15 protein-coding genes are annotated in these 14,600 nt (G+C 55.0%); 1 reads left to right on the top strand and 14 read right to left on the bottom strand.

Features of this window, described 5'->3' with window-relative positions:
• Window positions 1-27: 27 nt before the first annotated feature.
• The 12 genes from rpoS to cysD all read right to left on the bottom strand — a co-directional run bounded on the left by rpoS (window position 28) and on the right by cysD (window position 9,805).
• Window positions 28-1,020 carry an RNA polymerase sigma factor RpoS gene (gene rpoS / locus F3J29_RS18565; protein WP_008458325.1) on the bottom strand — a complete coding sequence of 331 codons (993 nt, stop codon included), beginning with the start codon at window positions 1,018-1,020 and terminating at the stop codon, window positions 28-30.
• A 56-nt stretch (window positions 1,021-1,076) separates the two neighbouring features.
• Window positions 1,077-2,219 carry a murein hydrolase activator NlpD gene (gene nlpD, locus F3J29_RS18560; RefSeq protein WP_166868307.1) on the bottom strand — a complete coding sequence of 381 codons (1,143 nt, stop codon included), beginning with the start codon at window positions 2,217-2,219 and terminating at the stop codon, window positions 1,077-1,079.
• A gap of 130 nt (window positions 2,220-2,349) precedes the next feature.
• Window positions 2,350-2,976, bottom strand: a complete 627-nt coding sequence (locus tag F3J29_RS18555; protein ID WP_166868305.1) for a protein-L-isoaspartate(D-aspartate) O-methyltransferase — start codon at window positions 2,974-2,976, stop codon at window positions 2,350-2,352.
• Complete coding sequence (surE, locus tag F3J29_RS18550) at window positions 2,970-3,731, bottom strand: 5'/3'-nucleotidase SurE (RefSeq protein ID WP_039287134.1); 762 nt, start codon at window positions 3,729-3,731, stop codon at window positions 2,970-2,972. Before surE ends, F3J29_RS18555 begins: the two co-directional genes overlap by 7 nt.
• Window positions 3,712-4,758, bottom strand: coding sequence for a tRNA pseudouridine(13) synthase TruD (gene truD, locus F3J29_RS18545; RefSeq protein WP_166868304.1), 1,047 nt, complete (start codon window positions 4,756-4,758; stop codon window positions 3,712-3,714). The genes surE and truD overlap by 20 nt, the downstream gene beginning before the upstream one ends.
• Complete coding sequence (gene ispF, locus F3J29_RS18540) at window positions 4,758-5,237, bottom strand: 2-C-methyl-D-erythritol 2,4-cyclodiphosphate synthase (RefSeq protein WP_166868302.1); 480 nt, start codon at window positions 5,235-5,237, stop codon at window positions 4,758-4,760. Before ispF ends, truD begins: the two co-directional genes overlap by 1 nt.
• On the bottom strand, window positions 5,237-5,947 hold the full coding sequence (ispD, locus tag F3J29_RS18535) for a 2-C-methyl-D-erythritol 4-phosphate cytidylyltransferase (RefSeq protein ID WP_166868300.1): 711 nt from the start codon (window positions 5,945-5,947) through the stop codon (window positions 5,237-5,239). Before ispD ends, ispF begins: the two co-directional genes overlap by 1 nt.
• Before the next feature lie 19 nt (window positions 5,948-5,966).
• Window positions 5,967-6,293: a cell division protein FtsB gene (gene ftsB, locus F3J29_RS18530; protein ID WP_008458337.1), complete on the bottom strand. Its 327-nt coding sequence runs from the start codon at window positions 6,291-6,293 to the stop codon at window positions 5,967-5,969.
• A gap of 185 nt (window positions 6,294-6,478) precedes the next feature.
• Window positions 6,479-6,802, bottom strand: a complete 324-nt coding sequence (locus tag F3J29_RS18525; protein WP_166868298.1) for a DUF3561 family protein — start codon at window positions 6,800-6,802, stop codon at window positions 6,479-6,481.
• Between the two features lie 50 nt (window positions 6,803-6,852).
• Window positions 6,853-7,458, bottom strand: a complete 606-nt coding sequence (cysC, locus tag F3J29_RS18520) for an adenylyl-sulfate kinase (RefSeq protein WP_166868296.1) — start codon at window positions 7,456-7,458, stop codon at window positions 6,853-6,855.
• On the bottom strand, window positions 7,458-8,885 hold the full coding sequence (gene cysN, locus F3J29_RS18515; RefSeq protein WP_166868294.1) for a sulfate adenylyltransferase subunit CysN: 1,428 nt from the start codon (window positions 8,883-8,885) through the stop codon (window positions 7,458-7,460). The genes cysC and cysN overlap by 1 nt, the downstream gene beginning before the upstream one ends.
• A gap of 11 nt (window positions 8,886-8,896) precedes the next feature.
• Complete coding sequence (gene cysD / locus F3J29_RS18510) at window positions 8,897-9,805, bottom strand: sulfate adenylyltransferase subunit CysD (protein WP_166868292.1); 909 nt, start codon at window positions 9,803-9,805, stop codon at window positions 8,897-8,899.
• A gap of 279 nt (window positions 9,806-10,084) precedes the next feature.
• Here cysD and F3J29_RS18505 point away from each other — a divergent pair, with 279 nt between their 5' ends.
• Entirely contained in the window at window positions 10,085-11,125 is a 1,041-nt protein-coding gene (locus F3J29_RS18505; protein ID WP_166868290.1) for an aminopeptidase, read from the top strand.
• A 39-nt stretch (window positions 11,126-11,164) separates the two neighbouring features.
• Here F3J29_RS18505 and F3J29_RS18500 read toward each other — a convergent pair whose 3' ends face one another.
• Together F3J29_RS18500 and F3J29_RS18495 are read right to left on the bottom strand one after the other, a co-directional pair.
• Window positions 11,165-13,009, bottom strand: a complete 1,845-nt coding sequence (locus F3J29_RS18500; RefSeq protein ID WP_166868288.1) for a glycoside hydrolase family 9 protein — start codon at window positions 13,007-13,009, stop codon at window positions 11,165-11,167.
• 24 nt (window positions 13,010-13,033) lie between these two features.
• Window positions 13,034-14,425 (bottom strand): OprD family porin, encoded by a 1,392-nt coding sequence (locus F3J29_RS18495; protein WP_166868287.1) that lies wholly within the window; start codon window positions 14,423-14,425, stop codon window positions 13,034-13,036.
• Between the last annotated feature and the right edge of the window lie 175 nt (window positions 14,426-14,600).

The following is a 14,600-nucleotide window of genomic DNA, read 5'->3' as shown; positions in this document are numbered from 1 at the left end:
ATCACCGCTTTTTATTTGAAGAGTCGATTATTCGCGGAACAGCGCTTCGAGGTTCAGCCCCTGTGCCTGCAGGATTTCACGCAGACGACGCAGGCCTTCAACCTGAATCTGACGAACGCGTTCACGAGTCAGGCCGATTTCACGACCCACATCTTCCAGCGTCGCAGCTTCATAACCCAGCAGACCAAAACGACGGGCCAGCACTTCACGCTGCTTAGCGTTCAGTTCGAACAGCCACTTCACGATGCTTTGCTTCATGTCATCGTCTTGCGTGGTGTCTTCCGGGCCGTTGTCTTTCTCGTCCGCAAGGATATCCAGCAGCGCTTTCTCAGAGTCACCGCCCAACGGCGTGTCTACCGAGGTAATGCGCTCGTTGAGACGCAGCATACGGCTAACGTCATCAACCGGTTTATCCAGCTGCTCGGCAATCTCTTCGGCACTTGGCTCATGGTCGAGCTTGTGGGAGAGTTCGCGAGCGGTACGCAGGTAAACGTTCAGCTCTTTCACGATATGAATCGGCAGGCGAATCGTACGGGTTTGGTTCATGATTGCCCGTTCGATGGTCTGACGAATCCACCATGTAGCGTACGTTGAGAAACGGAACCCACGTTCCGGATCGAACTTCTCAACCGCACGAATCAGCCCCAAATTGCCCTCTTCAATCAGATCCAGCAGCGCCAGACCACGATTGCTGTAGCGACGGGCAATTTTCACCACCAGACGCAGGTTACTTTCGATCATGCGTCGGCGGGAGGCTACATCCCCGCGCAGCGCGCGGCGAGCAAAGTAAACTTCTTCTTCGGCTGTTAATAATGGAGAGTAACCGATCTCTCCAAGATAAAGCTGAGTCGCATCCAGTACACGCTGTGTTGCACCCTGTGACAGCAGCTCTTCTTCTGCAAGGTCGTTATCACTGGGTTCCTCTTCTACAAGCGCTTTTTCGTCAAAAGCCTCAACTCCGTTCTCATCATATTCCGCGTCTTCGTTTAACTCGTTAACTTTCAGCGTATTCTGACTCATAAGGTGGCTCCTACCCGTGATCCCTGGGCAATACACTCAATGAATGTTTTGCCGGTTTATCGCTGCGGTAAATAACGCAGCGGGTTTACGGATTTCCCCTTGTAACGAATTTCAAAATGCAATCGTGTAGAACTGGTTCCGGTGCTACCCATGGTAGCGATTTTTTGCCCCGCCTTAACTTCTTCTTGTTCCCGGACCAGCATTGTATCGTTATGGGCGTAGGCACTCAGATAATCATCGTTGTGTTTGATGATGATTAGATTACCGTAACCGCGCAGCGCGTTACCGGCATATACCACGCGCCCTGCGGCGGTCGCGATAATGGCCTGTCCTTTACTGCCAGCGATATCGATGCCTTTGTTGCCCCCTTCGGTTGCCGCAAAGTTTTCGATAATCTTACCGTCGGTCGGCCAGCGCCAGGTTGAAATTGGCGAGCTGTTAGACGTACTGCTGACGGTCGGTTCGGTAGAGCTAACCACAGGTGCCGTTACCGGTGCTGTGACGACAGTCGCAGCTGGCTTATTGCCTGGTAACATTTTAGTAGCACTCTGTTCACCTGAATCCTCAGAATACGTAATTGTCGGTTTAGAAGCAACTACCCTGGTTGAGTTTTGTTCAACCGGCGTCGCGATGCCCTGCGCGCGGGCATCTGCGGCGGTTACCGCGTTCCCACCGGTGATTGGCGTGCCGGAGGCGTTGCCGACCTGAAGCGTTTGCCCAACTTCCAGGCCGTACGGCGCCGGTACGTTGTTGCGCTGCGCCAGGTCACGGAAGTCGTTCCCGGTAATCCACGCAATGTAGAACAGGGTGTCGCCGCGTTTAACGGTGTAGGTGCTGCCGCCGGCGTAGCTTCCTTTAGGGATGTTGCCGTACTGACGGTTGTAAACGATACGGCCATTTTCAGTCTGCACAGGCTCTGACGCTACGGGCTGGGCCTGAGGCTGACGAACCGGCTGAATTTGCGGCTGCTGAACGCGCTGCACGGGTTGGATCTGAGGTTGCTGAATCGGCGCGGACATTGTCGGTGGCTTCGTCACCAGCAGGCTGCCGGTTGAAGAGCCTGAAGGATTGCCATTGCCGCCAACGGAACTGATCGGCGCCTGGGTATTATTGTTGCTTGTACAGCCTGCCAGCCAGAGGCTGGTTAGCGTCAACATCGCCGCCCGGCGTAAAGTGAAAGTTGGGCTTCCCGCGCTCATTTATCCCCCAAAATGATAACAACCAGATATGCATAAAACACTGTAGAAAAGCGGCGTAAACCACGCCAGCTTTTGCTGAATTCGGCTACGTTACGCCGAATCGGCAGCAAGAAAACCGGATATTTCCGGGTTATGCTAATTCGCCACGCACTAAGGGCACAAAGCGAACAGCTTCTACCGTGTCGATTAAAAATTCATCTCCGTGGCGCCGCACGCGCTTCAAAAACTGCCGGTCGTCACCCACGGGTAAAACAAGAATGCCACCTTCATCCAGCTGCGACAGCAGCGCAGTGGGAATTTCCGGCGGTGCCGCTGTCACAATAATAGCGTCGAACGGCGCTTTAGCCTGCCAGCCCTGCCAGCCATCGCCGTGACGGGTCGAAATATTGTGTAAATCCAGCTGCTTCAGGCGACGCCTGGCGTGCCATTGCAGCCCTTTGATACGCTCCACGGAGCAAACATGCCCTACCAGATGCGCCAGAATCGCGGTCTGGTAGCCAGACCCGGTACCAATTTCCAGCACTTTTGACTGCGGCGTCAGCTCCAGCAGCTCCGTCATCCTCGCTACCATATACGGCTGAGAGATAGTCTGGCCAGACCCAATAGGTAACGCGGTGTTTTCCCAGGCTTTGTGTTCAAACGCTTCGTCGACAAACTTCTCACGCGGCACCTGCGCGATAGCCTCAAGAACCTGTTCATTCTTGATGCCCTGGGCACGTAATTGATCGAGAAGAGCCTGTACGCGTTTGCTTACCATTGCGCCTCAACTCCGGCTTTTTCAAGCCAGTGGCCAACGACTTCATGGGCGCTATGTGCGGTTAAATCGACATGCAGCGGCGTCACCGACACATAGCCTTCGTCGACGGCGGCAAAGTCGGTGTCCGGTGCAACATCCAGCTTTTCCCCCGGTGGGCCAATCCAGTACACCGTGTTGCCACGCGGATCTTCCTGCCGAATCACCTGGTCTGCCGGATGACGGCTGCCGCAGCGCGTGACGCGAATGCCTTTGATTTGGTCCAGCGGTAAATCTGGAACGTTGATATTCAGAATGCGCCCGGTGCGCAGTGGCTCCCGAGCCAGCGCCCGGAGAATAGAGCAGGTGACCGCCGCAGCGGTCTCATAATGCTGATGGCCATCCAGCGAGACGGCCAGGGCCGGAAGCCCCAAATGCCGCCCTTCCGTCGCCGCCGCGACGGTGCCTGAATAAATCACGTCGTCGCCGAGGTTTGGCCCGGCGTTGATGCCCGACACCACAATGTCCGGGCGCGGATGCATCAGAGCATTTACGCCCAGATAGACACAGTCCGTCGGCGTTCCCATTTGAACGGAGATATCCCCGTTGGCGAGGGTAAAGGTTCTTAGCGATGACTCCAGCGTCAGCGAGTTTGATGCGCCGCTGCGGTTTCTGTCCGGCGCCACTACCTGCACCTCGGCAAATTCACGCAACGCCTTCGCCAGCACCTGAATACCAGGCGCGTGGACTCCGTCATCGTTACTCAGCAATATTCGCATAATCACCCGCTGTGTTCATGAGTTCCCTGACAACGCTGGTGGCAAAACTTCCCGCCGGTAACCAGAAGTTCAGCTCGACGGTGACATCATCCCACCAGTCCCAGCTCAGCCCTTTCGGCTGAACCAGCATCGCACGGCGCGCCGCCTCCACCCGCTCACGCTTCAACAACCCCAGCAGAATCTCTTCTTCCGCCACGGATTGCTGCTCAAAAGCCAGCGCTGCGTTTTGCGTTCCCCACTCGCCGTCGCCCGGCAACGAAGCGGTGATCAGCAATTCGCTGTCATTCACTCGCTGTTGCAGGCCTGGAAGTTCTTCCGGGGTGGCGACAAACCAGCTGCCGCGGCCTGCCAATTGTAGCGCATCGCCATCAACAACTTGATTAAAGTCTGTTTTTTTCAGGCGCTGGCTAACAATCTGATTAAACAACGCGCTGCGTGCCGCCGACAACCAAAAACTTCGTTTATTTCTGTCGCGCAGCGGCGCATTGCTTTCTGCCCAGCGCTTCGCCTGATGCAGGTTGTTCCCGCCGATGCCAAAACGCTGGCTGCCGAAGTAGTTAGGCACGCCCAAATCAGCAACGGCCTGCAGGCGCTGTTCCATTTCGTTACGATCGCTAACTTCACGTAGCACGAGGGTAAAACGGTTTCCTTTCAGCGCCCCTAAGCGAAGCTTACGGCGGTGGCGAGCAAATTCCAGCACCTGGCATCCCTCAAGGGTAAAGGCGCTCATGTCCGGCATCTCTTTGCCCGGCAGGCGAACGCAGAACCATTGTTCGGTCACCGCATGTTTATCTTTTTGCCCGGCAAAGCTCACTTCGCGGGCATGAACCTTGAGAAATTTTGCCAGCGCATCGGCCACGAAACGCGTATTGCAGCCGCTTTTCAAAATTCGCAGTAGTAGATGCTCGCCGTCACCGTCCGGGCCAAAACCCAGATCCTCAATGACCACGAAATCTTCCGGGCTGGCCTTGATGACGCCGCTGCCCTGAGGCTTGCCGTGCAGCCAGGTCAGGTTTTGCATGTCCATTACTTGCTGACCTTATGCAGCAGCGCGACGGCTTCACAGGCAATGCCTTCGCCGCGGCCGGTAAAGCCAAGTTTCTCGGTGGTGGTTGCTTTGACGTTGACGTCATCCATATGGCAGCCGAGATCTTCGGCAATGAACACCCGCATCTGCGGGATGTGCGGCGCCATTTTCGGTGCCTGGGCGATAATCGTCACATCCACGTTCCCGAGGGTAAAACCTTTGGCCTGAATACGGCGCCAGGCTTCACGCAGCAGTTCACGGCTGTCCGCACCTTTGAAGGCGGGATCGGTGTCCGGGAACAGTTTGCCAATATCCCCCAGCGCGGCGGCACCCAGCAGAGCATCGGTCAGGGCATGCAGAGCAACGTCACCGTCGGAATGAGCCAGCAGCCCTTTTTCGAACGGAACACGAACGCCGCCAATAATAATCGGGCCTTCGCCGCCAAAAGCATGAACATCAAAACCATGTCCGATACGCATTATAAATTCTCCGTTTGGGTTAACCGCGTAAGATAGAAAGCCGCCAGCGCCAGATCTTCAGGGCGAGTCACTTTGATATTATCAGCGCGGGCGCTAATCAGTTCTGGATGGAAGCCACAATATTCAAGGGCTGAGGCTTCATCGGTAATGGTGGCACCTTCATCCAGCGCGCGCAGCAGGCAGCTGCGCAAAAGTTCGAGAGGGAAAAGCTGCGGCGTCAGGGCATGCCAAAGATCTTCCCGATCAACCGTATGGGCAATCAGCCCTTTGCCCGGCTCGCCCCGCTTCATCGTATCGCGAACCGGAGCCGCCAGAATGCCGCCGATTTTACTGGTGGCGGTTATTGCCAGCAGCTTATCCAGATCGTCCCGATGCAGGCATGGACGCGCGGCATCATGCACCAGCACCCATTCCGCATTGCCCGCGGCCTGCAGACCAGCCAGCACGGAATCTGCACGCTGCTTGCCGCCAGTTACCGCGGTGACGCGAGGATGGGTTGCCAGCGGCAAAGAGGAAAAATAGGTGTCGTCGGGGCTGAGAGCTACGATCGTCTGGCCCACACGCGGATGCGCCATCAGGCTGGCCACCGCGTGTTCGAGAATCGTTTTGTCGCCGATGTGTAGGTACTGCTTAGGACATTCCGTTTGCATACGGCTGCCGATACCGGCGGCCGGTACCACGGCAATTACGTCCGGGAAGGAGTCTGCCATGCCTTTCACTTATGCTGAGTTATCGATTATTTTGCCCGGCGTTGGAGGTATTACCGTTGGCTGCGCGTTTGGAGGCATCCGGCACCAGGCGGTAGAAAGTCTCCCCTGGCTTGGTCATGCTGAGTTCGTTACGAGCGCGCTCTTCAATCGCTTCCTGGCCGCCGTTGAGGTCGTCAATTTCGGCAAAAAGCTGATCGTTGCGAGATTTTAGTTTGGCATTGGTTGCCTGCTGCGCAGCGACATCTTCGCTGACACGCGTGTAATCGTGTACGCCGTTTTTTCCGAACCACAGCGAATACTGAAGCCAGACCAGCAAGGCCAGCAACAGCAGCGTTAGTTTACCCATCCTGCCCCCTGAAAAACGGCACAATCATCCCACAACTTTTTCATCGACTCCACTGCGGCAAGCACGCCTGACCGCCAAATCGCGCCAGAATTTACCACATAACGCGCATTCATGCGCGATTGCAGCAAGTTTAGCTTAACGTTGCTCATAAATAGTCTGTTACGGTTTGACGCAGTTCGGCACGGCTAGCCCATTAGCCACATAAAAAGCACGCCGAACATCAGCGCCACGGAGAGCAGCGTAGCCACGCAGCTGAACAACAGCTTGCCACGCAAAATGGAGTGCAAAGCAATACCCACCACCACCGCAACCGGCATCAGCGCCAGAAAGAATGGCCAGGTGTAGAGGAAGAAAAAGAGCGTGTTGGGGCCATAGACCAAAAAGGGAATACCTAGCGCCAGCAGCCACGACAAAAAGCCGATAAACGCCCCGGGCAGTGACCAGGTTGTTTCCTCGACCGTCGGGCTGGATTCAGCCTGAGATATAACGATATTCGTGCTGTTGCGCATAACTGATTTCATAACCCTGATGGCCGGAAGCGTTGTGCTTCCGGGCGTCTTCAGCAATTGATGATATCGTCGCGACGCAGCAGGTCTAATATTTGGGCCACTAAATTTGTTACTAATTGTTCGCCGTCTAAGTGAATTTCAGCCCGTAATGGCGGCTCATACGCCGAATCAATCCCGGTAAAATTCTTCAATTCTCCGGCCCTGGCTTTCTTGTAAAGCCCTTTTGGATCGCGCGTTTCGCAAATGGCTAACGGCGTGTCCACAAACACTTCGTAGAAGCGCCCTTCTCCGGCTCGTTCACGTACCATTTGCCTTTCGGCTCGGTGCGGCGAGATAAAAGCGCTGAGCACGACCAGGCCCGCATCCACCATAAGGCCTGCCACTTCGCCAACCCGCCGAATGTTCTCTTTACGGTCAGCATCGCTGAAGCCCAGGTCGCTGCACAAGCCGTGGCGCACGTTATCACCATCAAGCAAATACGTGCTTACGCCAAGTTTGTGCAGCTCTTGCTCGAGGGCACCGGCTACGGTTGATTTCCCGGAGCCGGACAAGCCGGTAAACCACAGCACCGCGCCGCGATGCTTGTGCAAGGCTTCACGCTGCTCGCGCGTCACCGGATGAGCATGCCAGACCACGTTTTCATCATGGTCGGCCATTATTTGCCTCCCACCAGGTCACGCGCGCCCCAATGTGGGAAGTGGCGACGCACCAGGGCGTTAAGCTCAAGCTCAAACGCGCTGTACGCCGAAGGTTCCTGATAAACCTCGGCCTGCGGCTCACGCACCATGCCTGCACCGACGGTCACGTTACTCAGACGGTCGATGAAAATCAGCCCGCCGGTCACCGGGTTGCTCTGGTATTTGTCGAGCACCAGCGGCTCGTCGAAGGTGAGATCCACCAGCCCAATGCCGTTCAACGGCAGGCTTTCCACCACGCGCTGAGTCAGCGAGTTAATCTCGACCTGATACTGAATGTTATCGACGCGCGCGCGGGTTTTCTTCCCGGCAATTTTGATATCAAAGCTCTGGCCCGGCACCAGCGGTTGCTCCGCCATCCACACCACATCGACTTTCGCGCTCTGTACCGCAGCCAGCGATTCGGTTGCCTCCACCAGCAGGTCGCCTCGACTGATGTCGATTTCGTCTTTCAGTACCAGAGTGATCGCTTCCCCCGCGCCGGCTTGTTGCAAATCTCCATCAAAAGTCACGATTCGGGCGATGCTGGATTCCACACCAGACGGCAGCACTTTGACGCGCTGGCCTACTTTCACGGTGCCGGAAGCGAGCGTCCCCGCATAGCCGCGGAAATCAAGATTAGGGCGGTTCACGTACTGCACCGGGAAGCGCATTGGCTGCTGCTCCACGCCGCGAATAATTTCTACCGTTTCCAGTACTTCGAGCAGCGTCGGGCCGCTGTACCACGGCATTTGGGCGCTGGCGCTGGCGACGTTGTCCCCTTCCAGCGCGGAGAGCGGCACAAAGCGAATATCCAAATCCGCCGGCAACTGCTGAGCGAAGGTCAGGTAATCCTGTTTGATCTGCTCGAAGGTCTGCTCGCTGAACGCCACCAGATCCATTTTGTTGATCGCCACGACCAGGTGTTTGATCCCCAGCAGCGTGGAGATAAAGCTGTGGCGACGGGTTTGATCCAACACACCTTTGCGGGCGTCGATCAGTAAGATCGCCAGGTCGCAGGTCGATGCTCCTGTCGCCATATTGCGGGTGTACTGTTCGTGCCCCGGCGTGTCGGCAATAATAAATTTGCGCTTCTCGGTGGAGAAATAGCGGTAGGCCACGTCAATGGTAATGCCCTGCTCGCGCTCGGCCTGCAGGCCATCCACCAGCAACGCTAAGTCGAGCTTCTCGCCCTGCGTGCCGTGACGTTTGCTGTCGGTATGCAGCGACGAAAGCTGATCTTCATAAATCTGGCGCGTGTCGTGCAGCAGGCGGCCAATCAGGGTGCTTTTGCCGTCATCGACGCTGCCGCAGGTCAAAAAGCGCAGCAGGCTTTTGTGCTGCTGGGCGTGCAGGTAGGCTTCGACGCCGCCTTCATCAGCGATTTGTTGTGCAATAGTGGTGTTCATCTGGCGGCTCCTTAGAAATAACCCTGGCGTTTTTTCAGCTCCATCGAGCCGGCCTGGTCGCGGTCAATCATGCGTCCCTGGCGTTCACTGGTAGTGGAAACCAGCATCTCTTCGATGATCTCCGGCAGCGTCTGCGCGGTTGACTCCACCGCGCCGGTCAGCGGCCAGCAGCCCAGGGTACGGAAGCGCACCATACGTTGTTCAATCACTTCTCCTGGCTGCAGATCGATACGATCGTCGTCAATCATCATCAGCATACCGTCGCGTTCCAGCACGGGACGCGGTGCCGCCAGATACAGTGGAACGATATCAATATTTTCCAGGTAGATGTACTGCCAGATATCCAGTTCTGTCCAGTTAGACAGCGGGAACACGCGAATGCTTTCGCCTTTGTTAATCTGGCCGTTGTAGTTATGCCACAGCTCAGGCCGCTGGTTTTTGGGGTCCCAGCGGTGGAAGCGATCGCGGAAAGAGTAAATACGCTCTTTGGCACGGGATTTCTCTTCGTCGCGGCGCGCGCCGCCAAAGGCTGCATCAAAACCGTATTTATTCAGCGCCTGCTTCAGCCCTTCGGTTTTCATGATGTCGGTATGTTTTGCGCTGCCGTGCACGAACGGGTTAATGCCCATCGCCACGCCTTCAGGATTGCGGTGCACAATAAGATCGCAGCCGTAGGTTTTCGCGGTGCGGTCACGGAACTCGTACATTTCGCGGAATTTCCAGCCGGTATCAACGTGCAGCAGCGGGAACGGCAGCGTACCTGGGTAGAAAGCTTTACGGGCCAAATGCAGCATGACCGAAGAATCTTTCCCAATGGAATACATCATCACCGGATTAGAAAATTCGGCAGCGACCTCACGGATAATATGGATGCTTTCAGCCTCCAGTTGCCGTAAGTGAGTGAGTCGTTTTTGGTCCATAACCTTCCCTTTAAGCAGATGCGCCGCGGCCGTTCATCGCAGCCGCTTGAGATTTAATCTAAGGGGACTATAAGTCTTGGGCTTATTTGTTATGAAATTACGAATTGGAATGACTAGTTCCCGAAAAGAATAACGCCGCGGCAAAGCTAACGACAAAATGTGCTTAACCAGCCGTTTTTTCGCGGATTTAAGAGCAAATGAAATTGTTTAACCTGGCTCACAGTTTCATACTAACGACGCTTAAAATTTCCGACTAATAAAGATGAATAAGGACGTACTATGTTTTCCGCATTGCGCCGCTCGGTGATTTGCCTGGCGCTGGGCGCGTGCTTTAGCTTTCCCGCAGTGGCAAAGGTCACGCAGCAAGGTGACCTTGCCGACCAGCAAATCCGCCATATCGCAACCTATTTTCCGGGTCGAATGACCGGCAGTCCTGCCGAAATGCTGGCCGCAGACTATATTCAGCAGCAGTTTAAAAGCTGGGGATATCAGAGCGATATTCGCCAGTTTAATACTCGCTATATCTACACCACGAAAGCGGGACATCAGACCTGGCATAACGTCACCACCAGCAGCGTGATTGCCGCCCGGGAAGGTAAACAGCCACAGCAAATTATTATCATGGCGCATCTGGACACCTATACGCCGCTTAATGATAAAGACGTGGATAATAATCTCGGCGGCCTCACGCTTCAGGGCGTGGACGATAATGCTTCCGGCCTTGGGGTGATGCTGGAGCTGGCCGAGCGCCTGAAAGATATTCCTACCCGCTACGGCATCCGCTTTATTGCCACCAGCGGAGAAGAAATTGGTTCCCTGGGCGCGAAAAACGTTCTGGCACGCATGAGCAAAGAGGAGCAGGCCAACACGCTGCTGGTGATCAATCTGGACAGCCTGATCGTTGGCGATAAGCTCTATTTCAATAGCGGAACATCAACGCCTGCGGCCGTACGCAAGCTAACCCGCGACCGGGCGCTCACCCTTGCTCATCAAGCAGGGATTCAAGCCACCAGCAACCCGGGACTCAATGCGAAATACCCGAAAGGCACCGGCTGCTGCAGCGATGGCGAACCGTTCGATAAAGCCGGGATCCCAGTGCTTTATGTCGAAGCAACCAACTGGGCGCTGGGGGCGAAAGACGGCTATCAGCAGCGCGGTAAAAATAAGGCATTTCCAGACGGCATCAGCTGGCATAACGCCACGCTCGACAACCTTGAACATCTGGATAAAGCGCTGCCGGGCAGAATTAAGCGTCGCAGCCATGATACGGTGCGCATTCTGCTGCCGCTGGTGAAAGAGTTGGCGAAGGCCGGAAAGTGATCGGGCAGGAGCGGCTAAAGCGCCGCTCCATCCCGTTTATTACTGTTGTACCGGCAGGCTCACCGCATACAGATACCATGCAGAATGAGGCAGCCAGCCCTCAGCCCAGCGCCAGTCATCATCTTTCCCGGTGACGGCATAGCCCTGGTCGAAGGCGATGCCATCCACGTTCTGCTGCGGATCGGCGGTAATGCCGTTCACAATCCCGCCAGGCAAGGTCGTATAGCGCCAGGAATTAAAGAACATATAGCTAATGTGACGGTAACCGCTGCCGGTCAACATGCTGACATCAAATGGGTTTCTGCCGAGGATCCAGTCCAGCTGGTTCCAGGCATAGGCGTTGAGGCGTTGGGTAAAATTGGCATCGTCTGCAAACAGCGGCATTGCCTGGCGAGCCGCCGCCGCAAGCGAGGCTATACGGGCGTTCTCCCCCTGCCACCACGGTGCGGCTTCCGTATCATGCGGGAAGAAGAAGCTGGTGCGCCTGCTCCCATCTTTCAGCTGAATCAGCTGGCGAGCATAGCCAAACGGGTTATTCACATCGGCGGTGGTTGTCAGTTCAAAGTCGAGCGCCTGTTTTACCGTGGAGAGGATTGCCGCCCGCTGATTCTCAGGGGCAACGGCGTGAAACTCCAGCAAAGCGATAACCGGTAAACCTGCATCTGAAGGATGGAAATAAGGCCGGCTGGCATCATCTGCGCGCCAGTAATGCTTCCATTGGCCTTCTGAAATTTGACGATTCATCAGGCTTTTTGCCCGCAGGGAAGCCACCTCAAGGTAATGCGAGTTCTCGGTCGCTTTATACAGCTCAGTCGCGGCCAGCAGGACGTTATAGTCATCGACGATGTTTTCTTTACCGTCGTTCACCATCTTCAGGTTATTTTTTTCCAGGAAGGCAAAAGCCTCTTCCGCAGTCTGAAGATACCGGGCGCGCGTATACTGGCCGTCCTCATCCTGAGTGCTGGCGAGCGCCAGCGCAGCAATCGACATCCCGGCGCCTGAACGGAAGCTCGCCTGATAAGCCAGGCGCCCAACCGCCGACTCTTCGACAATGGTCGAATCAGACTCTTTTTCTTTGATTTGCGTGCGCCAGTTAGGGTTCGCTACCACGCGATCCTGCGCCAGTTTGTCTTTACCCGGCGATGATATTGCCTGCAGGAAAGATTCTCCCGGCTGCTTCATGCGCACCAGAAAATCGGCGCCATAAAGACCTTCATCGAGCATGCGGCGGCGATACTCGGAGAAATTAACGTCATTACGCGCCCCGAGACGCTGGTAGCTTTGCAGCAGGCTCCATGCCACTAAAGGCGCTTGTTGAGGATTAAACCAGGAGGTTAAGTTCTGATGGGAAAGATGAACGCCATAGTCACCGGTTGCATCATACCAGCCGCCGTGGACATCCACCGAACCTTTCTCGCCCCACGGTTTCGGCAGCTTGCGGTCCGCTTTGTCAAAAAGCCCCGTTACGCGCTGGCTTTTGAAATAGGCAATCACATCAGAGAGCGTATAGCGTTCAAGTAAATCTTTATTGATGATAAACGGCCCCGAACGCACATCGCCATCGCTGCTGACCACCTTAACCACATAACGCCCGGCTTTATGCCAGCCGCTAAAATCCGCCTGATAAAAAGTACGATTCTCCCAGCTCGGAACGCTTCCCTGCCCGACGAGTTCACCGCTGTACACCACCTTGTTACTTTCGCTGTCCAGCAGCTCAAACTTGTCCCCGGCATTAACTTTCGCGCCATCGCTCAATTGAATAACGGCGGATTTTGGTCCATTGAGGTCGTAGCCAACCTGGTTAATTAAAACATGCGTTTGTGCATGGACGAAAAGCGCGCAGCACGAAAGCGCCAGCCCGAGGCCTGCCTGTCGAATCAACATTATTTTTCCTTAGCGTGGGTCGCATTAGAGAATTGAGAAAGGAGCAATCATCATGAATTTGATATCCTTTTCATCCTGGAAAACGTTGGCATAGCCGCCGCCCCAGTCAGGATTGTCGGAATGGTTGTTGTAGCGGGTGTAATGCAGCTTAAACATCACATCTTTGGCCCAGCCCTGCTGGACTTGCCAGACGAGATCCAGGTTCCAGGCGCTTTCCGTCAGACGCTGCCTGGCCGACCAGTCTCCTCCCCGGGCCGGCTTGCCATCCCAGCCCCAGGCCAGAGATGCTCCGGCGCTGATGCCCGGATAAATGACGTCGCCTAAATCGACCATCGTGCCGAAAAACACGGCTTTTTCGCCATCGGCGTTGTAGTCAGAGCGGGCATCCCACCACATATCGATGCGCCCCGCCGAGTTAGGGTAAATGGGCGTTGCGCTGACGGTGTAATATCCCTGCTTGCCCGGAGCATGAACCAGGCTCCCCTCTAACCGGAACTGCCACCGTCCGCGCTGGTATTCAGCAGTCAGGCCCTGCTGCCAGGCAAACTCGTCGTAGACGTCATGGCGCCCCGTCGCATCATGCGAACCGTAGAACTGCCAGCTGGTTCTTAGCTCGTTGTCCGCCTCACCGAACCGCCAGCCTAGTTTGGTAAAATACTTATCCAGGTAGCCCTGGGATTGTCCAAAGGCAAGCTCCCAAATCACACCATTTTTAAAATCAAACTTCCCACCCAGCGAGTGCAAATAAGGAATTTTCGTTTTCTTGTCTATTTCCTTAAAGTCATACATTTCCCGATACCACGGCGCTTTATATTTATTGGCCCAGAAATAAGAAAGTGAAAACGTGCCGTACTCCCCTAAATCGTAAGCTGCACCAATTTCAGCCCCCTGGTAAGTTCCGGGTAAAAATCCCCATTGAGTGCCTAATAAACCCTGCCCAACGGGTTGAATATAACCGGCCCTGAGCCAGTAATTTTCCTTTTGGAACTTGAGCGCGGCCAGATAAAGATCCGCTGCGTTTGCCTCTCCGGTTCCCCGGTCTCGCCACATAGACTTCCCGCCGCTAAAGCTTATTTCGTTGGGATGTGCAGTGCCGCCCTCGAATAAATCAACGGTGGCAAATGCGCCTAAATCAATTCCGACAGTATCGTCATAAAAACCAGAGCTGTAGTCCAGGCGGGCCGTGGCAGTACCGTGATGCAGGTTGGTCTGGTATTGCCCATAATGCGGGCTGCCGGGGTTCATATCTTTGCGTTCACGGTGGCGCTGCCAGTAATAAAGCGCTCCGGTGACCAGGCTGTCATCAACAAATCCAGCCGCTATCGCAGAGGGCACCGGCATCACTGAAATCAGACCTGACAGAAGCAGGATGCCTTTTATGCCATTCTTTTTTATACGAAGAGGTAAAACGGACATTATTCATTCCCTTTAGCTAAACCCTTCCCTGAAAATAAAACCGCACGTCCTGCGGTCTTTTTTCACCTACTCGATCAATTATTATTTTTTGTTGAGCAATAAAACCTGAAAACGTTTTCAGGTTTTATGAAATTATCCCCTTAAAGAAAAAATGGTCAATATCCGATCGCCTATT

It is taken from the genome of Enterobacter sp. Cy-643, from assembly GCF_011752815.1.
Taxonomy (GTDB): Bacteria; Pseudomonadota; Gammaproteobacteria; order Enterobacterales; family Enterobacteriaceae; genus Cedecea.
This window is presented reverse-complemented; position numbering and strand designations above follow the sequence as displayed.